Annotated in this window: 25 protein-coding genes, 6 pseudogenes and 1 riboswitch; of the genes and pseudogenes, 21 read left to right on the forward strand and 10 right to left on the reverse strand. The window is 60.2% G+C overall.

Features of this window, described 5'->3' with window-relative positions:
- Positions 1 to 15 precede the first annotated feature (15 nt).
- Positions 16 to 2487, forward strand: a complete 2472-nt coding sequence (locus DN387_RS15795; RefSeq protein WP_082405793.1) for a TonB-dependent receptor — start codon at positions 16 to 18, stop codon at positions 2485 to 2487.
- Between the two features lie 66 nt (positions 2488 to 2553).
- On the opposite strand, the gene DN387_RS15800 is transcribed toward DN387_RS15795, so the two are convergent.
- From DN387_RS15800 to DN387_RS15815, 4 genes are all read right to left on the reverse strand, one after another.
- Positions 2554 to 3144, reverse strand: a complete 591-nt coding sequence (locus DN387_RS15800) for an HAD family hydrolase (RefSeq protein WP_054916361.1) — start codon at positions 3142 to 3144, stop codon at positions 2554 to 2556.
- The gene (gene tesB / locus DN387_RS15805; RefSeq protein ID WP_043863859.1) at positions 3141 to 4010 is read right to left on the reverse strand and encodes an acyl-CoA thioesterase II; all 870 of its coding nucleotides are present in this window, start codon (positions 4008 to 4010) and stop codon (positions 3141 to 3143) included. Before tesB ends, DN387_RS15800 begins: the two co-directional genes overlap by 4 nt.
- A 75-nt stretch (positions 4011 to 4085) precedes the next feature.
- A complete protein-coding gene (locus DN387_RS15810) occupies positions 4086 to 4655 on the reverse strand; it encodes a GNAT family N-acetyltransferase (protein ID WP_043863860.1) in 570 nt (189 codons plus the stop codon).
- Positions 4656 to 4669: 14 nt separating this feature from the next.
- Positions 4670 to 4987 carry a TonB-dependent receptor gene (locus DN387_RS15815; protein ID WP_156326247.1) on the reverse strand — a complete coding sequence of 106 codons (318 nt, stop codon included), beginning with the start codon at positions 4985 to 4987 and terminating at the stop codon, positions 4670 to 4672.
- Between the two features lie 105 nt (positions 4988 to 5092).
- On the opposite strand from DN387_RS15815, the gene DN387_RS15820 reads away from it, so the two are divergent.
- Together DN387_RS15820 and DN387_RS15825 are read left to right on the forward strand one after the other, a co-directional pair.
- Complete coding sequence (locus DN387_RS15820) at positions 5093 to 5785, forward strand: histidine phosphatase family protein (protein WP_081315119.1); 693 nt, start codon at positions 5093 to 5095, stop codon at positions 5783 to 5785.
- Positions 5786 to 5787: 2 nt separating this feature from the next.
- Positions 5788 to 6621, forward strand: a complete 834-nt coding sequence (locus DN387_RS15825) for a phosphatase PAP2 family protein (RefSeq protein WP_054916359.1) — start codon at positions 5788 to 5790, stop codon at positions 6619 to 6621.
- Here the strand turns inward: DN387_RS15825 and DN387_RS15830 are convergent.
- Complete coding sequence (locus tag DN387_RS15830) at positions 6587 to 7012, reverse strand: EamA family transporter (RefSeq protein WP_043863863.1); 426 nt, start codon at positions 7010 to 7012, stop codon at positions 6587 to 6589. The two genes, DN387_RS15825 and DN387_RS15830, sit on opposite strands and share 35 nt — an antisense overlap.
- Positions 7013 to 7110: 98 nt before the next feature.
- On the opposite strand from DN387_RS15830, the pseudogene DN387_RS15835 reads away from it, so the two are divergent.
- The 5 genes and pseudogenes from DN387_RS15835 to DN387_RS15855 all read left to right on the forward strand — a co-directional run.
- A pseudogene (locus DN387_RS15835) lies at positions 7111 to 7500 on the forward strand (histone deacetylase); the annotation flags it as partial.
- 212 nt (positions 7501 to 7712) lie between these two features.
- A pseudogene (locus DN387_RS15840) lies at positions 7713 to 8087 on the forward strand (arsinothricin resistance N-acetyltransferase ArsN1 family A); the annotation flags it as partial.
- Positions 8088 to 8321: 234 nt separating this feature from the next.
- A complete protein-coding gene (locus tag DN387_RS15845) occupies positions 8322 to 8654 on the forward strand; it encodes a transposase (RefSeq protein WP_232858673.1) in 333 nt (110 codons plus the stop codon).
- On the forward strand, positions 8651 to 8986 hold the full coding sequence (gene tnpB / locus DN387_RS15850; RefSeq protein ID WP_088513857.1) for an IS66 family insertion sequence element accessory protein TnpB: 336 nt from the start codon (positions 8651 to 8653) through the stop codon (positions 8984 to 8986). The genes DN387_RS15845 and tnpB overlap by 4 nt, the downstream gene beginning before the upstream one ends.
- Positions 8987 to 9067: 81 nt before the next feature.
- Positions 9068 to 10614 (forward strand): annotated as a pseudogene (locus DN387_RS15855) (IS66 family transposase).
- Positions 10615 to 10666: 52 nt separating this feature from the next.
- Here DN387_RS15855 and DN387_RS15860 read toward each other — a convergent pair.
- The gene (locus DN387_RS15860; protein ID WP_088513858.1) at positions 10667 to 11092 is read right to left on the reverse strand and encodes a DUF6691 family protein; all 426 of its coding nucleotides are present in this window, start codon (positions 11090 to 11092) and stop codon (positions 10667 to 10669) included.
- Positions 11093 to 11094: 2 nt separating this feature from the next.
- On the reverse strand, positions 11095 to 11529 hold the full coding sequence (locus DN387_RS15865) for a YeeE/YedE family protein (RefSeq protein ID WP_088513859.1): 435 nt from the start codon (positions 11527 to 11529) through the stop codon (positions 11095 to 11097).
- A gap of 353 nt (positions 11530 to 11882) precedes the next feature.
- On the opposite strand from DN387_RS15865, the gene nhaA reads away from it, so the two are divergent.
- The 7 genes and pseudogenes from nhaA (at position 11883) to chrA (ending at position 17832) form a co-directional block, all read left to right on the forward strand.
- Positions 11883 to 13241 carry a Na+/H+ antiporter NhaA gene (gene nhaA / locus DN387_RS15870; RefSeq protein ID WP_088513860.1) on the forward strand — a complete coding sequence of 453 codons (1359 nt, stop codon included), beginning with the start codon at positions 11883 to 11885 and terminating at the stop codon, positions 13239 to 13241.
- Positions 13242 to 13704: 463 nt separating this feature from the next.
- Positions 13705 to 13766: riboswitch (Fluoride riboswitch) on the forward strand.
- Between the two features lie 141 nt (positions 13767 to 13907).
- Positions 13908 to 14291, forward strand: a complete 384-nt coding sequence (gene crcB, locus DN387_RS15875; RefSeq protein ID WP_014753597.1) for a fluoride efflux transporter CrcB — start codon at positions 13908 to 13910, stop codon at positions 14289 to 14291.
- 10 nt (positions 14292 to 14301) lie between these two features.
- The gene (locus tag DN387_RS15880) at positions 14302 to 14625 is read left to right on the forward strand and encodes a DUF190 domain-containing protein (RefSeq protein ID WP_041167213.1); all 324 of its coding nucleotides are present in this window, start codon (positions 14302 to 14304) and stop codon (positions 14623 to 14625) included.
- A 197-nt stretch (positions 14626 to 14822) separates the two neighbouring features.
- Entirely contained in the window at positions 14823 to 15365 is a 543-nt protein-coding gene (gene ppa / locus DN387_RS15885) for an inorganic diphosphatase (protein ID WP_088513861.1), read from the forward strand.
- Between the two features lie 403 nt (positions 15366 to 15768).
- Positions 15769 to 16300: pseudogene (locus tag DN387_RS15890) on the forward strand (type I glyceraldehyde-3-phosphate dehydrogenase); the annotation flags it as partial.
- A pseudogene (locus DN387_RS26160) lies at positions 16301 to 16519 on the forward strand (MFS transporter); the annotation flags it as partial.
- Between the two features lie 113 nt (positions 16520 to 16632).
- On the forward strand, positions 16633 to 17832 hold the full coding sequence (gene chrA, locus DN387_RS15895; protein ID WP_088513875.1) for a chromate efflux transporter: 1200 nt from the start codon (positions 16633 to 16635) through the stop codon (positions 17830 to 17832).
- Between the two features lie 826 nt (positions 17833 to 18658).
- Here the strand turns inward: chrA and DN387_RS15905 are convergent.
- Both DN387_RS15905 and DN387_RS15910 read right to left on the reverse strand, forming a co-directional pair.
- The gene (locus DN387_RS15905; protein WP_088513862.1) at positions 18659 to 19801 is read right to left on the reverse strand and encodes an NAD(P)/FAD-dependent oxidoreductase; all 1143 of its coding nucleotides are present in this window, start codon (positions 19799 to 19801) and stop codon (positions 18659 to 18661) included.
- 44 nt (positions 19802 to 19845) lie between these two features.
- A complete protein-coding gene (locus DN387_RS15910) occupies positions 19846 to 20184 on the reverse strand; it encodes a helix-turn-helix transcriptional regulator (RefSeq protein WP_088513863.1) in 339 nt (112 codons plus the stop codon).
- A gap of 128 nt (positions 20185 to 20312) precedes the next feature.
- On the opposite strand from DN387_RS15910, the gene DN387_RS15915 reads away from it, so the two are divergent.
- From DN387_RS15915 to DN387_RS15940, 6 genes and pseudogenes are all read left to right on the forward strand, one after another.
- Positions 20313 to 20669 carry a metalloregulator ArsR/SmtB family transcription factor gene (locus tag DN387_RS15915; RefSeq protein ID WP_019752756.1) on the forward strand — a complete coding sequence of 119 codons (357 nt, stop codon included), beginning with the start codon at positions 20313 to 20315 and terminating at the stop codon, positions 20667 to 20669.
- Positions 20670 to 20689: 20 nt separating this feature from the next.
- Positions 20690 to 21160: an arsenate reductase ArsC gene (locus DN387_RS15920; protein WP_088513864.1), complete on the forward strand. Its 471-nt coding sequence runs from the start codon at positions 20690 to 20692 to the stop codon at positions 21158 to 21160.
- 18 nt (positions 21161 to 21178) lie between these two features.
- The gene (gene arsB, locus DN387_RS15925) at positions 21179 to 22240 is read left to right on the forward strand and encodes an ACR3 family arsenite efflux transporter (RefSeq protein WP_088513865.1); all 1062 of its coding nucleotides are present in this window, start codon (positions 21179 to 21181) and stop codon (positions 22238 to 22240) included.
- A gap of 4 nt (positions 22241 to 22244) precedes the next feature.
- Entirely contained in the window at positions 22245 to 22961 is a 717-nt protein-coding gene (arsH, locus tag DN387_RS15930) for an arsenical resistance protein ArsH (protein ID WP_088513866.1), read from the forward strand.
- Between the two features lie 12 nt (positions 22962 to 22973).
- Positions 22974 to 23477: a cyclin-dependent kinase inhibitor 3 family protein gene (locus DN387_RS15935; RefSeq protein ID WP_088513867.1), complete on the forward strand. Its 504-nt coding sequence runs from the start codon at positions 22974 to 22976 to the stop codon at positions 23475 to 23477.
- Positions 23478 to 23479: 2 nt separating this feature from the next.
- Positions 23480 to 23932 (forward strand): annotated as a pseudogene (locus DN387_RS15940) (MFS transporter); the annotation flags it as partial.
- 6 nt (positions 23933 to 23938) lie between these two features.
- Here DN387_RS15940 and DN387_RS15945 read toward each other — a convergent pair.
- Positions 23939 to 24148 carry a hypothetical protein gene (locus DN387_RS15945; protein ID WP_088513868.1) on the reverse strand — a complete coding sequence of 70 codons (210 nt, stop codon included), beginning with the start codon at positions 24146 to 24148 and terminating at the stop codon, positions 23939 to 23941.
- Positions 24149 to 24212 lie beyond the last annotated feature (64 nt).

The raw sequence follows: 24212 nt of genomic DNA on the forward strand, positions 1-24212 counted from the left end.
CGAAGGAAAACCTGCATGTCCGCCCCTTGCCCGCGAGCGCCTCGCCCTCTGCTACGCGCCGTCCACCTGGCCCTGTTCAGCCTGCCGCTGGCACCGTTGCCGTTGCTGGCGGTGCTGCCGTCAAACGCCCTGGCACAAAGCGCAAGCACCCACTTCCAGATCGCCGCAGGCCCGCTGGGCACCGCGCTGAGCCTGTTCGCCACCCGCGCCAGCATCACCCTGTCGTTCGATGCGCGGCAAACCCAGGGCCTGCAATCGGCGGGCCTGCAGGGCAGCTACAGCATCGATGAAGGCCTGGCGCGACTGCTGGCGGGCAGCGGCCTGCAGGCCCAGCGCCAGTCCAATGGCGGCTACGTGCTGGTGCCAGCCGGCAACGGCGGCGCCGTCGAGCTGGGGGCCACCAGCATCGAAAGCAATACCCTTGGCGAGACCACCGAAAACACCGGCGCCTACACCACCGCCGCCACCCGCACCGCCACCAAGCTGCCGCTGTCGATCCGCGAAACCCCGCAATCGGTCACCGTGGTCACCCGCCAGCAGATGGATGACCAGGGCGCGCAGAGCATCACCGACGTGCTGCGCAACACCCCCGGCGTCTCCGCCCAGGCCTACGACAGCGACCGTACCGAATTCTCCAGCCGTGGCCTGGCCATCACCAACTTCCAGTACGACGGCGTCAACACCATCTACGACGGCGTGTACGATGAAGGCACCGCGCATGTCGACATGGCGATCTACGACCACGTCGAAGTGCTCAAGGGGGCCACCGGCCTGATGACCGGCTCCGGCGACCCTTCGGCCACCGTCAACCTGATCCGCAAGAAACCCACCGCGCAGTTCCAGGCCTCGCTGTCGGGCAGCGCCGGCAGCTGGGACGACTACCGCGGCGAAGGCGATGTTTCCGGCCCGTTGAACGACAGCGGCAGCGTGCGCGGGCGCTTCGTCGGCGCGCAGCAGGACAGGAAGGGCTACCAGGACCACTACCAGCAGAAGAAAGAGGTGTACTACGGCATCCTCGAAGTCGACGTCACCCCCGACACCCTGCTGAGCGTGGGTATCGACCAGCAGACCACCACCCCGCGCGGCACCTCCTGGACCGGCAACCCGGTGTACTTCGCCGATGGCGGACGCACCGACTTTTCGCGCCGGTTCAACCCGGGGGCCGACTGGAGCCGTCGCGACTTCCAGAACCGCACCTACTTCGCCTCGCTGGAGCAGGCGCTGGCCAACGACTGGAGCCTGAAGCTCAGCGTCAACCAACTGCAGAGCGACCACGACACGCGCCTGGCCTCGGCCAGCGGCGGCAATCCCGACCGTGCCACGGGCGAAGGCATGTTCATGTTCTGGGGCCGCTGGGAAGGTCACCGGGTGCAGAACACGGCCGACATCAACCTGTCCGGCCCCTTCACCCTGCTGGGCCGCCAGCACGACCTGGTGATGGGTTTCAACGCGGCCAACTCGCGCCAGACCGGTGCCACCTGGGACACCAGCCTGGGCGGCACACCGGGCAACATCTACGAATGGAACGGCAAGATCGGCGTGCCGGACTTCCCGAAAAACGGCAAGTACGAGCAGACCAAGCGCCAGAACGGCGCGTACATCGCTACCCGCCTGCGCCCCACCGACGACCTGTCGCTGATCCTCGGCACCCGCGTCAGCACCTTCAAGTACAACGACAACTACGATTACGACGGCCTCAACCCGGTGTACTTCAGCGACAACCAGGCCGGCTACAAGCAGCATGGCGTGGTGACCCCGTATGCCGGCGTGGTGTATGACCTCAACGACACCTACTCGGTGTATGCCAGCTACACCTCGATCTACCAGCCACAGACCTACAAGGACGCAAACCGCACCCCCCTGGATCCGGTGGAGGGCGACAGCTACGAGACAGGGCTGAAGGCGGCCTACTTCGAGGGGCGGCTCAATGCCAGCCTGGCGCTGTTCCGCATCGAGCAGGACAACGTGGCGGTGCAGACCGGCACCACCAACACCAACGAGGGGATCTACAAGGCCACCCGCGGCGCAACCACCGAGGGCGTGGAGCTGGAGATTGCCGGCGAACTGCAGGAGGGCTGGAACCTGTCGGCCGGCTATACCTATGCGCGCTCTCGCGACAAGGACCACCAGCGCATCTTCGGCTCGCCGATGAGCACCACCAAGCCTGAGCAACTGCTGCGGCTGTTCACCACCTACCGCCTGCCGGGAGCGCTGGACAAGGTCACGGTGGGTGGCGGGGTGAACTGGCAGAGCGCGTTCTACGGCCAGATCTACAGCCCTACGGTGAAGGATTACACCTTCATCAAGCAGGGTGGCTACACCCTGGTCGACCTGATGGGCCGCTACCAGTACAACGACCACCTGAGCTTCACGCTCAACGCCAACAACGTGTTCGACAAACGCTACCTGGCCGGGCTGGGCAACTTCGACACCACCTACTATGGCGAAGCGCGCAACCTGATGCTGACTACGCGCTGGGCGTTCTGATCGAAGGCCTGGGTCGATGATCCGGGCCTCTTCGCCGGCAAGGCCGGCGAAGAGGCCCGCACGGACCTACTCCAGCATCCCGTGCAACACCCCACAATCAGCCGCATGCCAATCCACCAGCTGCGGCCACGGGTTCTGCGGCACGTTCACCAGCACCGTGCGCGCACCTGCCGCACGCCCGCAGTCCAGATCGAAGCGATAGTCACCGACCATCACCATCTGCGCCGGTGCCACGTCCCACGCCTGGGCCAGTTGCAGCAGCCCGCCCGGGTGCGGCTTGGGCGGAGCCTCGTCGCGGCCGATGATGTCCTGCACCGGGAAGCAGTCGGCCAGGCCGATCGCCTCCAGCGTCACATGCGCCAGCTCGCGCGCATTGCGCGTCAGGATCCCCAGCCGGCAGCCCCGCGCCGCCAGCTCGCGCACCAGCGCCACCGCCCCCGGCGCCGCCTGCGAGGCCACTGCCAGTTCGCGCTCGTGCTCCAGCAGCCAGGCATGCTTGGCCGCCGCCTCTGCCGCAGGCAGGGCCGCCAGATGGGTAAGAATGTCGTCCTGCGCCGGGATGTCCAGCGCCACGCGAATGGCCGCAAAGTCATGCACGGCAACGGTCAGGGTGCCGTCCATGTCGAACACCCAGTGGCGAATCGAGCGCAGGCTCATGCCCAGTCCTTGCGATGGCGAATCAGGCCTTCCTGGCACGACGAGGCCACCAGCTGCCCGGCGCGATTGAAGATGCTGCCACGGGCAAAGCCGCGCGCATTGCCCGCCCACGGGCTGTCCATGGCGTACAGCAGCCAGTCATCGGCGCGCAGGTTGCCGTGAAACCACAGCGCATGGTCGAGGCTGGCCAGCTGCATGTCGCGGTGCCACACCGACTTGCCATGGGGCATCAGCGAAGTGGTCAGCAGGCCGAAGTCCGAGGCGTATGCCAGCATGTACTTGTGCAGCGCCTGGGAGTCGGGCAGATTGCCGTCGGCACGAAACCACGCGTACTTCACCGGGTCGCCGGGCTTGGGGTTGAAGGGGTCCTTCTCGGTCACCGGGCGCACTTCGATGGGCTTGGCGCACAGCAGCTTGTCGCGAATATGCTCGGGCAACTGATCGGCCATGCGCTCGGCCAGTTCCACTTCCGACGGCAGGTTCTCGGGGCCGACCACCTGGGGCATCTGGCCCTGGTGCTCGAAGCCTTCCTCGTCGTACTGGAACGAGGCGCTGCAGGTGAAGATCGGCTGGCCCTTCTGGATCGCCGTCACCCGGCGGGTGCTGAAGCTGCCGCCGTCACGCACGCGGTCCACCGAATACACCACCGGCATCGACGCATCGCCCGGACGCAGAAAATAGCCGTGCAACGAATGCACGTGGCGCGCCTCTTCGACCGTCTGGCTGGCCGCCGACAGCGACTGGCCGAGTACCTGGCCCCCGTACAGCTGACGAAAGCCCAGGTCCTGGCTGCGTCCGCGGAACAGGTTTTCCTCGATCGCCTCCAGACTCAACAGGTCGACCAGATCGTCCAACACGTGGCTCATTCGAGATTCTCCAAAGCAAGGCCCAGGGCGCAAATAATACAGGGTTTGTCATTGGCGGCCTGTATGTTCTGCGATTCAGCCATGCAAGGTGGCCTGCCACTGGGCGCGGTTGATCCGGTACAGCACATGGGGGCGCAAGGGGTGGCCGGGCTCGAGGCGCGGGTGCTCGAAGTCGCCCAGCGGATCGGGCTGCATGCCGATGGCCTGCATCACCTTCTGCGACGGCAGATTGCCCTGGGTAGTGAACGACACCACTTCGTCCAGGCCCAGCTGGGCGAACGCACAGCGCAGGCAGGTCCAGGCCGCCTCGCTGGCGAAGCCCTGGCCCCAGTGGCGCCGCGCCAGGCGCCAGCCGATCTCCACCGCCGGGGTGAACGGCGCATCGAAGCTCACATTGAGCAAGCCGGTCATGCCGATGAACGCCCCGCTGTCCTGGCGCTCCAGGGCCCACAGGCCGAACCCGTACTCGGCAAAATGGCCGCGGATGCGGCCAATCAGTGCGGCGCTTTCGACCCGGCTCAGCGGCGCCGGGAAGTACTGCATCACCAGTGGGTCGGCACACAGGGCGGCGAACTCGGCGAGGTCGTCGTCCTGCCACTGGCGCAGCCGCAGCCGCGCGCTCTCCAGTTCAAGTATCGGGGTCATTGCCTGCTCCGTGATCACTGCCTTGCAGTGTACAGCGTAGGCAGGCCCATGTAGTTGACGCCAGCCCCGACTGCCCTGCGTGCATCGATGTCGAAGGAGGTCCACAGGCTTAAGCTGTTGGGCGCGATGAACGTGGGCTGGTTGCCGTCGTTGACGCCGTTGCCACCGGCCTTCACCACTTCGGCATCCAGGTAGGTGTAGCCGGCCCACACTGCCCAGGCATCGGTGATGCGCCCGGTGGCGCCCAGCTCCAGGCCGGTGACACGCCGATCGCCGTCCAGTGCCACCAGGCCCGAGATTGGGCTTGTTACTTCATGGAATTGAAACTGCAACGTGCTGTTGCCCCTTGCCCCACAAGGCTTTCACATCGCCTTCACCGATTCACCACAGGCCGTTGCTTACCGTGCAGACATTCTCGCGGTAGCCGGAGCGGCCCCATGTTGCACGATGCAGTACTCGACCAGACCTTGATCCCAGCCCGTCCGGGGCGACGACGACGCCTGCCTTCGGCGACGTTCCTGCTGGGCCTGTGCACCTTGCTTGCACTGGCCGTTTCAAGCCTGTGGCTGGTCAGAGGGTTGGCGATCGTGGACCTGGGTAGCGAAAGACAGATGCGCAACAGCGGTGTGTATGCCGACTGGGCCAAAGGTGAAGTCATCGTGCTGGTGCGGCATGCCGAGCGTTGCGACCGCTCGCGCAACCCGTGCCTGGATGATCCACAAGGTATCACCCAGGCGGGCAGCCAGGCTGCGGCGCAGGTGGGCGAAGGGCTGCAGCGCCTGGGCCTGGAGCATGCCGACATACTGGCCAGCCCCCTGACCCGCACCCAGCAAACCGCACACTTCATGTTCGGCAAGCTGGCGGCCAGTGAGGACTGGCTGCAGCAATGCAACAAGGGGTTCGCCGACAACGCCCTGGCGCGCAAGGCCGCCGAGCGCAACCTGGTGCTGGTGACCCACAGCGGCTGCATCGACCAGCTCGAACGCCAGTTGAACGTGCCCGGTGGCGAACGCTCCAGCGCCTACGCCGAAGCCGTATTCGTCTCGGTGGGCGCCAGCGGCAAACCGAGAATCCTCGGCCGCATGAACGCCCCCGAATGGCGCAAGCTGCTGGCCAGGGCGGAGCAATGAGCATGTCGCCACGCCAGTCGTTCTACCTCACCCACCTGGGCCTGCCCCTGCTGCTGGCACTGGTCGTGTTCATGGCCTTCGACCTCACCGGCCTCGACCGCTGGTTCAGCCAGTTGTTCATCGACCCGGCCAGCGGCCACTTCACCCTGCTGCACGACGCCTGGTTCGAGAAAGTGACCCACAAGTGGCCCCGCATCCTGCCCAACTGGACAGGCGAAGCCGCACTGATCGGCGCCCTGCTGTCCTTCGTGTGGCCGCTTTTCGCCCGCCATCCGCAGGCCGCCGCCACCCGGCTGCTGCAACGCAGCCGCATTGCCGGCGTGCTGCGCTTCACCACTCGGCACCGACGCGACCTGCTGTTCGTGGTGGTGGCATTCGCACTGTGCACCGCCATCATTCACTACCTCAAGAGCCACACCGGGGTGTACTGCCCGGTAGAGACCACATTCTACGGCGGTACCCATCCGCGCCTGGAGTGGTACCAACAGTTCGACCTGCTGCACAAGGCCGGTGACGGGCGCTGCTGGCCCGGCGGGCATGCCTCCAGCGGCTTCACCCTGATGGCGCTGTACTTCGTGGCCCGCCGCTGGCGCTGGGCGCACGCACGCAAGCTGCTGGGGTTCATCGTGCTGCTGGGCATGGTGTACGGCACCACCCGCGTGATGCAGGGCTGGCACTACATGTCGCACACCTTCTGGGCGGGGATCTTCGTCTGGCTGACCTGTCTGCCGACCGCGCTGTGCTTCTATGGCCGCACCGCGCTGCAGGCACCGCTGGAGTTACCGGCAACACCTCTGCGCGCTAACGCCATGCCAGCATCACTACGCCCAGAGTGATCAGGCTGATGCCGCCCCACTGGCGCAGGTCGAGCCGCTCGCCCAGCAGGGTAACGCCGAGCACCGCCACCAGCACCACGCTGAGTTTGTCCACAGGCGCTACCTGCGAGGCTTGCCCCAGCTGCAGGGCGCGGAAGTAGCAGATCCACGAGGCGCCGGTGGCCAGCCCCGACAGCAGCAGGAACAGGTAGCTGCGCGGCGAGATCGACCCCAGTGACTGGTACTGGCCGGTGGCGAACAGAATCAGCGCCAGGCTCACCAGCACCACCACCGTGCGCAGCAGGGTGGCGAAGTCCGAATTGATGCCGGTCACGCCAACCTTGGCAAATATGGCGGTCAAGGCGGCGAATATCGCCGACAGAATCGCCCAGAACGTCCAGGAAGCCAGCATGGGTGCACCCCTGTCGAGAACCTGCGCGCAGTGTAGATCGCTGGCGCTGGCTGTACAGCAACTGGCAAGATCGAGGCCTGCCCCGGTTAGAAGCTGCCATGCCCCTGCCCCTGATCTACCACGACGACTACAGCCCGGAGTTTCCTGCCGGGCACCGCTTCCCGATGGACAAGTTCCGCCTGTTGCGCGACCACCTGGTCGACAGCGGCCTGACCACCGATGCGGCCTTGCTGCGCCCCGAGCTCTGCCCCAGCGACATCCTCGCCCTGGCCCACGAGCGGGGCTACATCGAGCGCTACATGAATGGCGACCTGAGCCGCGAAGACCAGCGTCGCCTGGGCCTGCCCTGGAGCGAAGCACTGGCACGGCGCACCGTGCGCGCGGTCGGCGGCTCGCTGCTGGCCGCCGAACAGGCCCTGCAGCATGGCATCGCCTGCCACCTGGCCGGCGGCACGCACCACGCCCACTACGATCACCCGGCCGGCTTCTGACTTTATGCTGACCAGCTCTGTAAACAAAGTCAGCATCCTTTTGAAAACAGCTATTTTTTTGCACCTGCCGAGAGCAGAAACGTCATAAACCAAGCATTTCGGGGATAAAGTTTACAATTCCTAAGCGGATTCCAATACCGTGCCAAGCGGTTTTGGGGCATCTACGACACGCATGTTTAAAGCTTCGGTCCTCTCGAAAAGGAATGCAGATGCACATCCGCCACGCCCAGTTCAGTGATGTTCAGGCCATTGCCGAGATATACAACCAGGGGATCGAAGACCGCACCTCTACGTTCGAGACCCAGCCGCGCACCGCCATGGATGTACAGCCCTGGGTTGCCGATATGTCCCGCTATCCGGTACTGGTCGTCGAGTTCGACGGCGCGGTAGTGGCGTGGGCGAACCTGAGCAGCTACCGCGCGCGTTCGTGCTACGCCGGCATCGCCGACTTCTCGATCTACCTGCACCGCGACGTCCGCGGACGTGGCATCGGCAAGACGCTGCTCAAGGCATTGCTCGGTGAGGCAGAAGCACGTGGTTTCTGGAAAGTGCTCTCCCGCATTTTCACCTTCAACGAGGCGAGCTGGGAAATTGCGCCGTACTTGACCAGTGAGTCTCACCAAAGCTGACCTAGTGTTTGCATTCGACTTGACCACTCAATTGCATTCGACTTGACCAGTCGTTTGCGTTCAGCGCCGCCAGGTGCACCTGAGCTGTATCCATCCGGCGAAGTCATCTACCCAGCCCTGCAAAGCCAAGACATGGTGTGCACTTAAATTTTAGTGGACACCATTTCTAGCCTTTTGAGCGGGTATTTCATGCAGCCACAACGCCGTTCCTACTCCAAATCCTTCAAGGCCCAGGTCATTCAAGAGTGCGCCCAGCCCGGGGCCTCGATTGCCAATGTCGCGCTGAGCCACAGCCTTAACGCCAATCTCGTCCATAAATGGATTCGAGTGCAAACACAGAAAGCCATGGCGCTGCAACCTGCGTTCATTCCGTTGTCCTTGCAGCCAGACGGAGAAAATTCGCAGGCTGCGTTATCGACTATCTGTCTCGAAATCTCACATCCGCGCGGCACCGTCAAAGTGAACTGGCCGACCGAAAGCGCTGCCGCCTGCGCCACCCTTCTGCGAGACCTGTTGCGATGATCCGCATCGATGCCATCTGGCTCGCCACCGAGCCCATGGACATGCGTGCCGGTACCGACACTGCTCTGGCGCGGGTGGTCGCGGTGTTCGGTGCGGCTCAACCGCACTGTGCTTATCTGTTTGCCAACCGCCGCGCCAATCGAATGAAAGTGCTGGTGCACGATGGGTTGGGTATCTGGCTGGCGGCGCGCCGTCTGCATCAGGGCAAGTTTTTCTGGCCGGGTTCTCGACACGGCTCTCAGATGGAATTAGGTGCCGAACAACTGCATGCCCTGGTGCTGGGTTTGCCTTGGCAAAGAGTTGGCCCAGGCAGCGTAATTTCCATCATATAACGCCTGCCACGACCAGCCAGGCCTTGCAATTGTCCGGTGAGCCTATCGTCGCTTTTAGGCTGTTCTGGCAAAATCGGCGGCATGACTTCGCTTCCTAATCTCGACCGCTTAAACCCTGAACAGCTGCGTGCTCTGGCGGCGCAGTTGATGCAGCGTGTCGAGAATCTCGATCAGAAAGTCGAGACGATGGGTAAGCAAATCCACCATCACAAAACGGTCAACGAAAAACTGGCCCACGAGATAGCGCAGCTCAAGCGCTTCAAGTTTGCCAAGCGCAGCGAGCAACTAAGCCCGGGTCAGGCCAGCCTGCTTGATGACCTGATCGACACCGACATCGCGGCCATCGAAGCCGAGCTTGAAGCGCTGCAACCCGCGCCTGTTTCGACCGAGGCTCGGCAAAAACCTAAACGTACCGCCTTGCCGCCGCAGTTTCCGCGCACCCTGATCCACCACGAACCCGATAACAGCCACTGCCAGTGCGGCTGCGTCCTCAAGCGCATCGGCGAGGATGTCAGCGAGAAGCTCGACTACACGCCGGGCGTGTTCACCGTGGAGCGTCACATCCGTGGCAAGTGGGTCTGCGATCAGTGCGAAACCCTGATCCAGGCACCGGTTCCGGCGCAAGTCATCGACAAGGGCATCCCGACCGCCGGCCTGCTAGCCCACGTGATGATCGCAAAGTTCGCCGACCATTTACCGCTCTATCGTCAGGAGTCGATTTTTGGTCGGGCCGGTCTGGCCATTGCCCGTTCGACCTTGGCGCAATGGGTCGGCAGCTGTGGCGTGCAGTTGCAGCCGCTGGTCGATGCCCTGCACGATGCTGTTCTTGAACATGGCGTAATCCATGCCGATGAAACGCCGGTGCAGATGCTTACGCCGGGCGCAAAAAAAAACCATCGCGCGTATGTCTGGGCCTACGCCACCAGCCAGTTCTCGGACTTGGCAGCGGTCGTTTACGACTTCAGTCCGAGCCGCGCCGGAGAGAATGCACGCAACTTCCTGCAAGGCTGGAAAGGCAAGCTGGTCTGTGATGATTTTGGCGGCTACAAGACTAGCTTTGAACTGGGCGCCACCGAGATTGGCTGCATGGCCCATGCACGGCGCAAGTTCTTCGAGCTGCACGCCACGAACAAGAGCCAGCTCGCCGAACAGGCCTTGCGCTACATCCAGTTGCTTTACGAAATCGAGAGTGAAGTCCGCCACGTGGAACCGGACTTACGCCGCCGAATACGCCAAGAAAAAGCCGTGCCGGTGATGGATGCCTTGCATGCCTGGATGATCACCCAGCGCCAACTTGTACACGATGGCTCGGCTATCGCCAAAGCTTGGATTACAGCCTGAAACGCGGGACAGCGATGTCGCGATACCTCGATGACGGGGCCGTACCCATAGACAACAACTGGGCAGAGAACCAGATCCGACCTTGGGCTCTTGGACGCAAGAACTGGCTCTTTGCAGGGTCGCTACGCAGTGGAAAACGGGCGGCAGCGATCATGAGCTTGATCCAATCCGCGCGGCTCAACAGGCATGATCCGTACGTGTATCTTAAAGATGTCCTCACGCGCCTGCCGACGCAGCGCGCGAGTGAAATCGATCAGCTGCTGCCGCATAGTTGGCAGCCAATCTAATCACGCAAAGCGTGATAACAGCACATAGCTAGGAGCATGTTGTCCATAGCCATCAGCTAATTAAGACGCGTCGACTTTCCAGAATGGAAAAAAAGTACATGCCAGCCAGCATGGCTAAAAAGAATATGAGGGCTTGCCAATGCCAGGTAAGTAAAAGAGCGACTGCTGGCCCAGGGCAGATTCCCGCAATTCCCCACCCTGTACCGAACAACAGGCTGCCACCAATCAAGCGTGCGTCCAACTCGTTTTTCAGTGGTAGCTGCATGCGGGCTCCCAGTAAAGTTCGTCTTTTCTTACGCGCCCAATTCAGAGGGATGACCGCTACTGAGATCGCCCCTAGTATTACCAGTGCGAGTGACGGATCCCAGGCCCCAGCCACATCAAGAAAGGCCAATACTTTAGCGGGGTTCGCCATGCCTGCCAGTAGCAGACCCAATCCAAATATCAAGCCTGCAAAAAATGCAGTTAATTTGATCATCTTTAAACTCCCAGCACATGGCGACTGACGTATACCGTCGCAAATCCAGTAGTCATAAAGCACGCCGTTGCTACGATGGAGCGAGGTGATAGTCGGGAGACCCCACATACTCCGTGGCCGCTCGTACAGCCCGAACCGTAACGCGTTCCCACGCCAACGAGCAGACCCGCTATGACTAGGGCAGGCCACTCTGTATTAATCGCTATCTTTGGCAAGACAGTGAACGCGCCCCACAACAATGGTGAAATCACAAGGCCAAGCAGAAACAATGCTTTCTCGCTCCAGCCTTCACTGGGAAATTGCATCACGCCTCCAAGCAAGCCGCTGATGCCTGCGATACGGCCATTTGCGAGAATGAACAAGCTGACGGCCATTCCTATTAAGGCTCCACCGCACAATGAAGTCCATGGCGTGAAGTTGATCCAATCAATGCTCAATCTGTATCTCCTGCACAAAAGGGGCCGGTAAAGGACGTTGATAAGCAAAGCATAATAACCATTCGTACGGCTCGGGGTATCTGCGGGGAAAATTCCCTGAGGCCAGACAGAACGCGGTGATCAACCAAGATGTGTTTGGCAGACGCTTACGTACTAGCGGCACCTGGCACGGGAGTACAGGCAGGTTGCTCGTTCAAACGATGAGCGGCAAATCAGCACTTTTTTGACGTCAGTCCGCGGTTAGCCCTACCCATGCGATTCCAGTAGACTCTCACTGGGTGCTAGCCGCATAGGGCGGTGAGGCAGGTTAAAAGCAACGCCGGTCGGGCCGCCGCGCGCGAGTAACTGTGCCGATGCATACACCTGAGCTCCCCCGCGCCCAGCAAATGGCTGAGCGTGCCTTTGCCAACCTAGAGCGTTTCCTGCATATCGAAGCCGTCAGTGGCATCGTCCTTTTGGTCGTCGCCATTTCCGCACTGATCTGGGCCAATTCCCCAGCGGCTGACAGCTATGAGGCCCTCTGGCATACCCCGTTGTCATTCGGTATCGGAACGTACGTCGTATCGCAATCCCTGCACTTCTGGATCAACGACGGCCTGATGACCATATTCTTCCTGGTTGTCGGGATGGAGATTCGTCGCGAGATCCATGAAGGGGCGTTATCCAGCCTACGTCAGGCGACTTTACCAATGGCTGCAGCGCTTGGTGGCGTTGCCGTGCCTGCGCTGCTTTACCTCGCGTTCAATCACCAGGCACCACAACAAAACGGTTGGGCGGTACCCACCGCCACAGACATCGCGTTCGCCGTCGGCATACTGGCTCTGCTTGGCAAGTCGATTCCCTCGAACATCCGAGTATTCCTTCTGGCCCTTGCGATCATCGACGACATCATTGCCGTTCTGATCATCGCCTTCTTCTACTCGGGCGGCCTTGAATACTCAGGTTTTGCTGTCGCAGCGGTAGGCCTCGTGATGGTTATCGCTTTGCAGAAGATCGGGATTGGTTCCGCCTATGCGTATGTCATCCCGGGAGTCATCACCTGGATCGGGATACTGATGACAGGCGCTCACCCTACGTTGGCTGGTGTGGTTCTCGGGATGATGACGCCAGTCGTCGCGATACCCATGCGCGAGCGCCCGCTGGATGCCATTGCACGGTTCTCAGGTGAATTAATAGGTCGTGCCAAGGCCACGGAGCAAGATGCAAGTGATTTAATGGACCCGCTCAAACGACTGCGCCTGGCCCAGCGTGAGCTCCTGCCTCCGGTGGTTCGGGTGCAAAGTGCGCTACACCCCTGGGTGGCGTACGCCATCATGCCGTTGTTCGCCTTGGCCAATGCGGGAGTAAATTTGGGTGGGATCGACCTGTCGAGCGAGGCGCCTCATTGGGTGATGCTAGGCATCGGTATTGCATTGGTGGCAGGCAAGCCGCTAGGCGTTCTGAGCGTAAGCTGGCTGATGGTCCGCCTAGGCTGGTGCACACTGCCGGCGGGCGTTAACTGGAGTGGCATTACCCTGATCGGCTTGTTGGCCGGCATCGGCTTCACCATGTCGATCTTCATTGCCACGTTGGCGTTCGCCGACGCCAGCTTGCTTGGCGCGGCCAAGGTCGGAGTACTGTCCGGATCGGTGATCTCTGCTGTCATCGGCATTGCTTGGGGAATGCGGAAAGTGCGCCGGACACACCCTGGCGCCTCAGCGAAAGCAGCCTAACTTCAAGCCTCGTATACCAACCTGTCAGACATTGAAGCTCTGGCAGGTTGCCCTGGTGCGCCGAGAGTGCGGTCGCTTATCAGGCCGGCTCCGGTTGATCCGCTCGGACAAATGGCACTGGAGTGGATGTGATCGGCGTGAACCGGGCGACAACCACACTGGTGGATCGTTCTGGTATGCACGATAAACCCGATGGTGTTGATACCTTGATGGGCCACTGACAACAGGCATAAGGCCATCTTAACCAGGAAATTAAGGTGGCCAGCTAGGCGTGAGGTTGTACCCTCAGCAAGGGGTAGGAGAAGGCTTCAGGTGAAAGATCATCGCCTTAAAGCCCCTCCTGGCCGCGCGTTCCGGTATTCATTTAGGTCGATGCAGCTTAGATCAACATGACAAAGAGCCATGGACGGGGTTACTGATTGGAGTGCGCGCTGGTTGAAGATTTCGATACGCTTGCTATAAGATCTTTACAGGAGATGGCATTCCTCCTTTAAACCGCCTCGTGCTGATGATGCCTACGTGAACCCTGGACAGGGTGCGTAGGTGTGCCCCCTGTCCGCCAATTCAGGACAGAACCGTGACACAGAATTTTATCTCAGCCTTCTCTCGCAATCGCCTGTTATCAGCACCTCCTCGGCTCTATCAGCCAAGAGGAGATACTCAGCCATGCTGAAATCACTGATTGTTATTGCTATCGGCGCATCACTTGGCGCTTGGTTGCGCTGGCTCCTTGGGATGAAGCTCAACGCGTTGTTCCCGACAATTCCCCCAGGTACGGTGGTAGCGAACATGGTCGGGGGATACATCATTGGTCTGGCGATCGCGTTCTTGGCCGCGTCTCCCTCCCTAAGCCCTGAGTGGCGGCTGCTGATAATCACGGGTTTCTGTGGGGGACTTACCACCTTTTCCACCTTTTCAGCCGAAACAGTTGCTCTCATCCAAGAAGGGCGATTGCTGTGGGCACTCGGTTCGATCTCGTTGCACGTAGTGGGCTCGTTGGCGATGACGGCTGCCGGGCTTCTGTCCTTTCAAATGATTGGCTCGCGTTGAGGAGATTACAATGAAAGGCTTCCTCGTGATTTTCTTTACCCAACAAAACCGTCGCTACCAAGGAAAGATGCTCGGTGACTGGATCGTTGATTTAGCCAAGGAAATGGGGCTGCGTGGCGCAACACTCTCTACAGGCATTGAGGGTTTTGGGCATACCGGTCGACTGCACTCCTCACATTTTTTTGAATTGGCGGATCAGCCGACAGAGATCCGCATGGCCATCACCGAGGACGAATCCGAAAGGTTGTTCAAGCGATTGGAGCTTGAGGAGATCTCCGTGTTTTACATCAAGACCCCAATCGAAATGGGCACCGTTGGCAAAAAGGCCACCTAGTGTCCTGTCTCGGAAATAAGCTGTTCACTTTTGGCGGCGTCCTGGGCGCCCGGCCGGCGTTGCCACTCCTCGCCATAGCCCTGCTATGACTCGTCACGGCGCCTTGGCCGAACACCCAAGTCACTCGCCAAAAGAGAACGTATGTCTGAGACAGGCCACCTAGCCTCTTCCTTCATTCGAACACTGGAGTTATGTAAATGAGCTATGCGGATATCCCTGCTGGAAATGCAATTCCCGATGACTTTTTTACCGTTATCGAGATACCTGCAAATCACTCTCCGATCAAGTACGAGGCGGACAAACAAAGCGGGCAGATCTTCGTTGATCGCTTCCTCAGTACGCCGATGTTCTATCCGGCCAACTACGGATTTATACCGAACACGCTAAGCGATGACGGCGATCCCATTGACGTATTGGTGATCTGTCCTTATCCGGTCTCTCCTGGTGTTGTCATTCGCAGTCGTCCGGTTGGCGTGATGTACATGACAGACGAAGCAGGCGCCGATGCCAAAGTAATCGCTGTTCCTCATGACAAACTCAGCTCGATGTACAGCGCTGTCAAGGAAAGCGAAGATCTTCCCCCACTTCTGCTTGCGCAAATCCAGCACTTCTTCGAAAACTACAAGGCGTTGGAGCCGGGTAAGTGGGTGAAGATGGAGCGCTGGGGTAACGCAGATGAGGCTAGGGAAGAAATACGTAAGTCAGTAGCGGCTTACACCACAAAAAAAGCTGATGCTTGAGAGGGAAATCTGGGCTCAACGGATTAAGCGCTTCGGGTCGCACCGGCTGAATCATTGTCAGACGTACCAAGGGGCGCAAATTTTTCCATGACTTCTGCATGAATGACTTGAAATAGCGGCGCCTCGAAGCGTGCGCCTCACATAGCCAGACTAGAAAATGGCGTCCATTTGAATTTGATCGGACGCCAGCGCATCACCTGATTTAGTCAGAAAGATGTGCTGCCCGAACGGATACGGAAAAAGCCGCCCGAAGGCGGCCAAGGGGACTACATGGATGAATCCTGAGTGTAGTCCTGATCCATCACTTTTTCAGGGTTTCGAGGTACTCCTTCAGAGTCTTGTCGTCCGCCGCTTTGACGGTCATGCCTTCAGGGCCGGCACCGACATCAGTGAACTGCTTGGCCGGCTCACCGCGAACAAGACCATCGCCGACACCGACTGGTCGGGCTGCGACCTGGTCATCGAGGCCAGCGGTAAGATGAAGTCGGTAGCTGTGCTCCAAGCCTACCTGGATCAGGGCGTCAAACGTGTGGTGGTCTGCGCTCCAGTGAAGGAGAAAGGTGCACTGAACGTGGTGATGGGCGTCAACCAGCACTTGTTCGACCCGGCGCAGCACCGGATCGTCAACGCCGCCTCCTGCACCACTAACTGCCTGGCCCCGGTGGTCAAAGTGATTCACGAAAGCCTGGGCATCCGCCACGGTTCGATCACCACCATCCACGACCTCACCAATACCGAGAGCATCCTCGATACGCCGCACAAGGATCTGAGCCGCGCGCGCCTCGGGCATGAGCTTGATCCCAACCACCACGGGTTCGGCCACCGCGATAGCCGAGATCTTCCCCGAGCTGCGCGGCAAGTTGAATGGTCACGCCGTGCGCGTACCGCTGGCCAACGCCTCACTGACCGACTGCGTGTTCGAAGTGGAACGTGAGATCACGACTGCCCAGGAAGACGGCGTTTCCCTGGATGTGGGCTTCTACTACATGTCCAACGCCCTGGGGCGCTTGGTCGGCACCCTGCTGTCAGGTTGGGTGTTTCAGGCCTATGGGTTGGAGACTTGCTTGTGGGTTTCCAGCATGTTCGTATTGACCGCCGCGCTCATCTCGATCGGACTGCCCAGACACCACGAAATGAAACAGCAGAGCCACTGATTACTTAATCAAGGCGGATGCATTCGTTGGCATAGCTCTAGCAGACTATCTATGCGCCATGCCCGCGACGAAGAATTACTATGTTGGATCAGCCTCTTATGAATCAAACAAACATCACTGATACTCCCCAAGATTCACGCTGGACTGTTTTCCTCATTTTTTTGCGTTTGGGTCTGACCTCTTTCGGAGGCCCAATCGCTCATCTGGGGTACTTTCGGGATGAGTTCGTGGTGCGTCGGCAATGGCTAAGCGAGCGCAGTTACGCAGATTTGGTTGCCCTTTGTCAGTTTCTACCAGGTCCTGCTAGTAGCCAGGTTGGCATGGCACTGGGGCTGACACGCGCTGGCTATGGCGGCGCACTGGCTGCATGGTTAGGTTTCACATTACCTTCGGCGATTGCCCTCATCCTCTTCTCACTTGGCATTGCCAACTATGGCGATGCTCTGCCGGCTGGCGTGCTGCACGGTTTGAAGGTAGTAGCTGTGGCAGTAGTCGCCCAAGCGGTGTGGGGTATGGGACGCAATCTGTGTCCTGATGTGCCACGTATTTCTATCATGGCAGCATCGACATGCTCGGTATTGCTGCTCCCATCCGCCTTGGCGCAAATAGGGGTCATTGCGCTTGCCGCAGTCATTGGCGTGCTGCTATTCAAGCCGCAACCGTGCGGAGCCCATAAGCCGCTGCCCATTGGCATCCGACGCCGCGCGGGCCTGTGCTGGCTGACTTTGTTCTTTGCCCTGTTGCTCGGCCTACCTCTTCTGGCTACGTGGTTACCAAGTCAGATGCTGTCGAGTATGGATGCCTTCTACCGTGCCGGATCGCTGGTTTTCGGGGGCGGGCATGTCGTGCTGCCACTCTTGCAATCCGAAGTCGTGACTTCAGGCTGGGTCGATAACGATGTGTTCTTGGCAGGCTATGGCGCCGCGCAGGCAGTTCCTGGACCGCTATTCACCTTCGCGGCATTTCTTGGCGCCTCGATGAACCAGGAGCCCAATGGCTGGGTAGGAGGTCTGGTTTGCCTGCTGGCGATCTTCGCACCTTCATTTTTACTCGTGGTGGGCGCTTTACCGTTCTGGGAGCATCTGCGCCGTGACATACGCACGCAGGCAGCACTGCTTGGCATCAACGCAGCTGTAGTCGGTCTATTGCTCGCCGCCCTCTATCAGCCAGTTTGGACGAGTGCGATACACGCTCCGCAGGACTTCGGCTTGGCGCTCATGGCGCTGGTTGCCTTGGTGTTCTGGAAGCTGCCACCTTGGCTGGTCGTACTCGGCAGCGGCATTTCGGGTGGTTTGTTGAGTATCGCCTTATGAATTCACAACCTGCTTGCCTCTCTAGGCAGTTAGCACCCCGCTTACATACTCCAGCGGCCTTTTGCCCGTAGCAACCATATCCCATATCGGTTCTGGATGATCTGCCAGCATACATGGGGTAGTCGGGAAGAAGTGGCACGTTGGACACCTTGCGCTCTCCCCATTCAGTGAACGGTTGAGGGTGGTGGACTGGCAACGAGAAGCTGGAAATCGTTCACCGCATGGTAAAGCGACTCGGCCAAAATCCAAAGTCGGCGAACCTCATGTGCTGGGGCTCCGCCCTCGTCAGCATCCTTAAAGGCCCGATAAGCTGACAGTGCCTCAAGTAGCCGAAGCTCGCCAGCGAGCACCGCACCCTCGATTGTCCGTTTCATGGCTCGCCCCGGCCAATTGATTAGAAAACTATAGGACATCTCGCGCCGCTGGACGCCTGAATCGCCCTTGGTTCACTAGAAACGCTCCGCCGTGATGATTACGAGGATGAAACTACGCGTAGGCTCTCAATGGGCCACCAAGGCTAATCTCCTGACCGGCTAGCAGGAGTGCGCTGTGCTAGCCGACTCTGCTCAACTGCTTGGTTTACATAATCCCAAAGCCCTCTGCCCGTAGCGCCCACATCCAGTATCGGTTTGGATGATCTGTGCGCCATTCAAAAGGGTTATGAGCACACCTTGCAGAGACGGCATTTTCTTCGAGCCAACGCCATGATGTGATAAGGCAAGCCCTGGCGGCGCTGAACGCAAACGACTGGTCAAGTCGAATGCAAATGGATGGTCAAGTGAGTGCAATTACCCAGCGAGCCTCGCGCTCTGCCAGGCCTGCGACTTCAGGACTGTTGGCGTCTACGAGAAGCATGCTTGTCTTGAAGGTCGGTGGCTGGATTGCGCGATCGTTGAGCGGGTTTTTCCGTCGAACCAGCCCGGCCCAGATGGCGAAGCAACTGGGGCATGAGGTAGCCCGCGTCAGCCCCTACACCCCTGAGGGTTGCTGAGGCAAAGTTCCTTTGCTTGGGCAGCCCGACGAAGTACAGGCCGGGCACCTGATCTGCCACGCCGTTTCGCTGCAGGACACGACCTTGCTGATCGGCGACTGGAAGCTGTGCCAGAAACTCCAGGTTCGGCCGGAAACCGGTGGCGAAGATCAGCGCGTCGACCTCGTGGGTGGTTCCATCTGGCCAGACAACACCGTCGGGCAGCACCTGCTGGAACATCGCTTTGCGCTGAAGTCGGCCGGTACCCAAGGCCTGCCGGTACTTACCGGTGTCCAGCACAGGTGTGCTCTGATCACTCAACCACCGCGTTTGCTCCAACCCGGTGAGTTTCAGCCAGGCATGAAAATCAAGCCCCAGGATCCGCTGGGGGAAGAAGCGGATCTTTTCGCGGGTAGCCAGCACTACCTGCGCAACGCCGGCAAGCTCATAGGCAATTTGAACCGCCGAGTTCGCCGCGCCGACCACGACGACGCGCTGGCCAGCAAACGCCTCAGGCGTTCGATACATCGAGCTGTGCAGACAGGTACCTGAAAAGCTTTCCAGGCCAGGAATGTCAGGCATGTAGGGCCGGCTGAAACCGCCCGAGGCCACTACCACGGCGCGCGCGGTGAAGGATGCTCCATTGTCGCAGCGGACCTTAAATGCCTTGTCCTTCTGCACGACCTTCCGCACTCGGATGCCGCCCTGAAAAGGCAGCTTGTGATCGGCGGCGTAGGTCTCCAGGTACTGCACCACTTCGTCTCGCAGCGGGTAGCCCTTGGGATCGCCGGGAAACACCATCCCCGGTAGCGCGGAGTACTCCGCCGGGGAGAACAGCTGCAGGCTGTCGTAGTAGTTGCGCCAGTTCCCGCCAGGGCGTGCCTGCTCATCCAAGATCACAAAGCCCAGGCCGTGTTGCTGCAAATGCCAGCCCAGCGCCAAACCCGCTTGCCCACCACCGATGACGACCACATCCACTGTCTGACTCAACTTATCCATATGTGCGCACTCATGCATATATAAGGGCAAAAAAAGGGCACGAGTTACGGGCAGCACAGCGAGACCAGACCCTTGGTTCGCTGGAGCAAGCCCTCCAGGCGCTCGACGATCGCCCCACCGTTCACTTCGTAGAACACCTGCCTGCCCAGCTTCGTGGCCTTCACGATCTGGGCGTCATGCAGCACCTGCAGGTGACGGGAGATCACTGAACGCTCCTGCGGCAGCTCTTTGGCGATTTCACCGACATCCGCCCGGCCCAGCAGAAGCACGCGCTTGAATACCGCGACCCTGGAGGGCTCGCAGAGCGCTTTGAAGAAGGCTTCGTCCAGCGACTCTATGGCAGCGTCGATGGCTTGGGTGCGGAGGTTCTGGTTGGTCGTCATGCCGCCAATATATGTGCATGAACGCGCACATGTAAAGCCGATCATCCCCGGAGGGGTTGCGATACATTCGAAAAATCGTATATTCGAAAGTACATATATATGCAGTACCCCGCACACAGAGAGCCGCCATGACAGATCCGCTGACGCCTACCAAGGTTTTCAAATGCCTCGCCGACGAGAACCGCATTCGGATGATGCTGCTGATCGCTCGCGAAGAAGAGCTCTGCGTCTGTGAGCTGACCTGTGCGCTGGAAGAGAGCCAGCCCAAGGTTTCCCGCCACCTGGCGCAACTGCGCACCTGTGACTTGCTGGCAGACCGCCGCCAGGGCCAATGGGTTTACTACCGGCTGCATCCTGAACTGCCCGCCTGGGTACGCGAGATCCTGAAAACGACGCTGGAGGCCAACAGCGAGTGGCTGAACAGCAGTTCCACTCGACTGGACGCCATGGGTGACCGCCCACAGCGTGCCGCCACCTGTTGCTGATTACTGCCGAGCAAAATCCGATGAAAGTATTGTTCCTGTGCACCGCCAATAGCTGCCGCAGCATCCTCTCCGAGGCTGTATTCAACCACCTGGCCCCGGCCGGCATGAAAGCCTACAGCGCTGGCAGCCAGCCAAAGGGCGAGGTGCATCCGCTGTCCATCTCCGCGCTGCAGCGCGCCGGTATTTCCACCGAGGCCCTCAGCAGCAAATCCAGCGATGCGCACGCCGAGCTCGCCCCGGATTTTGTCATCACCGTTTGCCACAAGGCCGCCGGCGAAGCCTGCCCTGTGTTCTTCGGGCCGGCAGTAAAAGCCCATTGGGGGCTTTCCGATCCGTCGGACCTGCAGGGCAGCCCCGCCGAGCTGGACGCGGCGTTCGACACCACGCTTGAGCAGATCAAGCGACGCCTCAAGGCATTCCTCGCACTGCCGTTTGAACAACTGGATGCCGCTCAACTCAAGGTCGAGTTGGCCCGCATCGGAACGCTCTGACGTTCAGGGAGATCCACCATGAGCAAAAGCCGACTTTCATTCCTCGATCGCTACCTGACGGTCTGGATCTTTCTGGCCATGGGCCTGGGTATCGCCCTTGGCAGCCTGTTCCAGGGATTGCCGGCCTGGCTGAACAGCCTGTCGGTAGGCTCGACGAACATCCCTATCGCCATCGGACTCATCGTCATGATGTATTCGCCCTTGGCCAAGGTGAAGTACGAGGAGCTGCCCCAGGTTTTCAAGGACAAACGCATCCTCACACTGTCGCTGATCCAAAACTGGGTGATCGGCCCGGTGCTGATGTTCGGGCTGGCCGTTGTCTTCCTTTCCGACAAACCTGAGTACATGACCGGCCTGATCCTCATCGGCTTGGCGCGTTGTATCGCCATGGTGCTGGTGTGGAACCAGATTGCCGGTGGCAACAACCAGTACGTGGCGGGCCTGGTCGCCTTCAACAGCATTTTCCAGATCCTGTTTTTCAGCGTGTACGCCTGGATCTTCCTGGGCCTGCTGCCGCCGCTGTTTGGCCTTGAGGGTAGCGTCATCGAGACCAGCTTCCTCGAAATCGCCCAATCGGTGCTGATCTATCTGGGAGTTCCGTTCCTGGCCGGCTTCCTGACCCGCAAGATTCTGATCAGCAGCAAGGGCGAGACCTGGTACCAGGAGCGCTTCATTCCGAAGATCAGCCCGCTGACGCTCGTGGCGTTGCTGCTGACCATCGTGGCCATGTTCAGCCTGAAGGGCGACATGGCGCTGCAACTGCCGCTGGATGTGCTGCGCATCGCCATCCCGCTGACCATCTACTTCGTGGTGATGTTCTTCATCAGCTTCTGGATGGGCAAGCTGCTGGAAGCCGACTACCCACGCACCACCGCGCTGGCGTTCACCGCAGCGAGCAATAACTTTGAACTGGCCATTGCCGTGGCCATCGCCACTTTCGGCCTCGCTTCGCCGGTCGCCTTTGCCACCGTCATCGGGCCTTTGGTGGAAGTGCCGGTACTGATCTCTCTGGTGGGCGTGGCCTTGTGGCTCAAGCGCCGCTGGTTCGATCAGGCGTCCGGCGCCTTGTCTCAGGAGTGAAATCATGACCGAACACCACATCCCCAACATCGACAACGACCTCGTCGACCTGCTATCCGCCGACAAGCTGGCGATCGAGCAGCCGTCCACCCACAAACCGCGCATCCTGTTGCTGTACGGATCGACCCGCGAACGCTCCTTCAGCCGTCTGCTCACAGAAGAAGCGGCACGCCTGCTGGAGCACTTCGGTGCGGAGACGCGGATCTTCAATCCCACGGGCCTGCCACTGGCGGATGACGTGCCCGATGACCACCCCATGGTCAAGGAGCTGCGCGATCTGGTGCTGTGGTCCGAAGGTATGGTCTGGTGCTCGCCGGAACGCCACGGTGCAATGACCGGCGTGTTCAAGTCTCAGATCGACTGGATTCCACTGAGCATGGGCGCCGTGCGCCCGACTCAAGGCAAAACCCTTGCGGTGATGCAGGTCTGCGGCGGCTCGCAGTCGTTCAACGTGGTCAACCAACTGCGCGTCCTCGGCCGCTGGATGCGCATGTTCACCATCCCCAACCAATCGTCCGTGCCCAAGGCCTACCTAGAGTTCGACGACGCCGGTCGCATGAAGCCGTCCGCCTACTACGACCGTGTCGTCGACGTGATGGAAGAGCTCGTGAAGTTCACCCTGCTGCTTCGTGACCGCTCCGATTACCTGGTCGATCGCTACTCCGAGCGCAAGGAGTCGGCGGAAGAGCTTTCCAAACGCGTTAATCAACGATCCATCTGAGGCTTATCGAGCATGCAATTGCACCCGTACTCCGTGCTGGCCAACTCCGAGTTGATCGGTCAGCTGATCTTCACCCCGTGCCCGGGCACCAAGGACACCTCGGTATCTCAGGCGTTGGCAACGCTGCGCGAAGCCGGCGCGAGCGCACTGGTCACCCTGATGCCCAGTGAAGAGCTGCTGCAGAACGAGATCGATCTGCTGCCCGAGGAGTGCCAGTTGCTCGGCCTCGAATGGTTCCACCTGCCGGTGGAAGACGACCAGGCGCCCGGCGAGCCCTTTGCTGCCGCCTGGGAGACCCACCGGGAACGCCTGAAGGCGCTGGTGACGAACGGTGAGTCGATCGCTATTCACTGCAAGGGCGGCTCCGGCCGCACAGGCCTGTTCGCCGCTCGACTGATGATCGAGTGCGGTATTCCCGTGCAGGAAGCTGTTGCTCAGGTCCAGGCCCTGCGCCCACGAGCGATCCTGAACCCTGCGCACGTCGACTACATCAACCAGTTCGCCAATACCCTCTGACCGTCATTGGCTACGGCATCGTCCAGTCGTTTGCTCCTCACATCACCGGCAAGAAACGCGGTCATGTGCCCGACGGCCGAGCGGCCTTCATTTGGGCGCTCGCCCTGGCCGGCCTGCCTGCGCTTATTGCCGTGGGCCTATCGGCAGGTTGGACGGCGCAGGTGGTGCTGCTCGGTGGGCTGATGCTGCTCGGTGTACTGTTCGCAGTGAACTCATCTCTGCACAGCTATCTGATTGTCAGCTATGCCAAGGAAGATGGCGTCTCCCTGGATGTGGGGTTCTACTACATGTCCAACGCCCTCGGGCGCTTGGTCGGCACGCTGCTGTCAGGTTGGGTGTTCCAAGCCTATGGGTTGGAGGCTTGTTTGTGGGTCTCCAGCATCTTCGTATTGGCTGCAGCACTCATTTCTATCGCCTTGCCCAGGCATGGTGAAACGGCAGAACCGGTAAGGTGAATGTTCTCAGAATGGATCAGGCCCATCGTCGAAACCGTGGAAAGTGATCTCTACGGGTTCAGTCTCACGCTGCCATCCGAACACATACTGGACCCACTGATGTTCACCCTGCTGCCGGTCGGCTACCAGCAGAAGCGTCCAACCCGCAGTAAGCAGCTGGTTGGCATTCACCTCACTTCGAGTGCTGATGAGCCGGGTTGTCTTGTCGATACTCATTGAATGTGCCCCTCCTCTGATTGACCAATGATGAAGTAGCTCAGCGCCTAGGAGATTCGATCTG

It is taken from the genome of Pseudomonas sp. FBF18, from assembly GCF_024261405.1.
GTDB lineage: Bacteria > Pseudomonadota > Gammaproteobacteria > Pseudomonadales > Pseudomonadaceae > Aquipseudomonas > Aquipseudomonas palmensis.

Coding starts and splice junctions, on each gene's coding strand:
- DN387_RS15795 (WP_082405793.1), top strand. CDS start 16: ATGTCCGCCCCTTGCCCGCGAGCGCCTCGCCCTCTGCTACGCGCCGTC.
- DN387_RS15800 (WP_054916361.1), bottom strand. CDS start 3,144: ATGAGCCTGCGCTCGATTCGCCACTGGGTGTTCGACATGGACGGCACC.
- tesB (WP_043863859.1), bottom strand. CDS start 4,010: ATGAGCCACGTGTTGGACGATCTGGTCGACCTGTTGAGTCTGGAGGCG.
- DN387_RS15810 (WP_043863860.1), bottom strand. CDS start 4,655: ATGACCCCGATACTTGAACTGGAGAGCGCGCGGCTGCGGCTGCGCCAG.
- DN387_RS15820 (WP_081315119.1), top strand. CDS start 5,093: ATGTTGCACGATGCAGTACTCGACCAGACCTTGATCCCAGCCCGTCCG.
- DN387_RS15825 (WP_054916359.1), top strand. CDS start 5,788: ATGTCGCCACGCCAGTCGTTCTACCTCACCCACCTGGGCCTGCCCCTG.
- DN387_RS15830 (WP_043863863.1), bottom strand. CDS start 7,012: ATGCTGGCTTCCTGGACGTTCTGGGCGATTCTGTCGGCGATATTCGCC.
- DN387_RS15845 (WP_232858673.1), top strand. CDS start 8,322: ATGCAGCCACAACGCCGTTCCTACTCCAAATCCTTCAAGGCCCAGGTC.
- tnpB (WP_088513857.1), top strand. CDS start 8,651: ATGATCCGCATCGATGCCATCTGGCTCGCCACCGAGCCCATGGACATG.
- DN387_RS15860 (WP_088513858.1), bottom strand. CDS start 11,092: ATGATCAAATTAACTGCATTTTTTGCAGGCTTGATATTTGGATTGGGT.
- nhaA (WP_088513860.1), top strand. CDS start 11,883: ATGCATACACCTGAGCTCCCCCGCGCCCAGCAAATGGCTGAGCGTGCC.
- crcB (WP_014753597.1), top strand. CDS start 13,908: ATGCTGAAATCACTGATTGTTATTGCTATCGGCGCATCACTTGGCGCT.
- DN387_RS15880 (WP_041167213.1), top strand. CDS start 14,302: ATGAAAGGCTTCCTCGTGATTTTCTTTACCCAACAAAACCGTCGCTAC.
- ppa (WP_088513861.1), top strand. CDS start 14,823: ATGAGCTATGCGGATATCCCTGCTGGAAATGCAATTCCCGATGACTTT.
- DN387_RS15905 (WP_088513862.1), bottom strand. CDS start 19,801: ATGGATAAGTTGAGTCAGACAGTGGATGTGGTCGTCATCGGTGGTGGG.
- DN387_RS15910 (WP_088513863.1), bottom strand. CDS start 20,184: ATGACGACCAACCAGAACCTCCGCACCCAAGCCATCGACGCTGCCATA.
- DN387_RS15915 (WP_019752756.1), top strand. CDS start 20,313: ATGACAGATCCGCTGACGCCTACCAAGGTTTTCAAATGCCTCGCCGAC.
- DN387_RS15920 (WP_088513864.1), top strand. CDS start 20,690: ATGAAAGTATTGTTCCTGTGCACCGCCAATAGCTGCCGCAGCATCCTC.
- arsB (WP_088513865.1), top strand. CDS start 21,179: ATGAGCAAAAGCCGACTTTCATTCCTCGATCGCTACCTGACGGTCTGG.
- arsH (WP_088513866.1), top strand. CDS start 22,245: ATGACCGAACACCACATCCCCAACATCGACAACGACCTCGTCGACCTG.
- DN387_RS15935 (WP_088513867.1), top strand. CDS start 22,974: ATGCAATTGCACCCGTACTCCGTGCTGGCCAACTCCGAGTTGATCGGT.
- DN387_RS15945 (WP_088513868.1), bottom strand. CDS start 24,148: ATGAGTATCGACAAGACAACCCGGCTCATCAGCACTCGAAGTGAGGTG.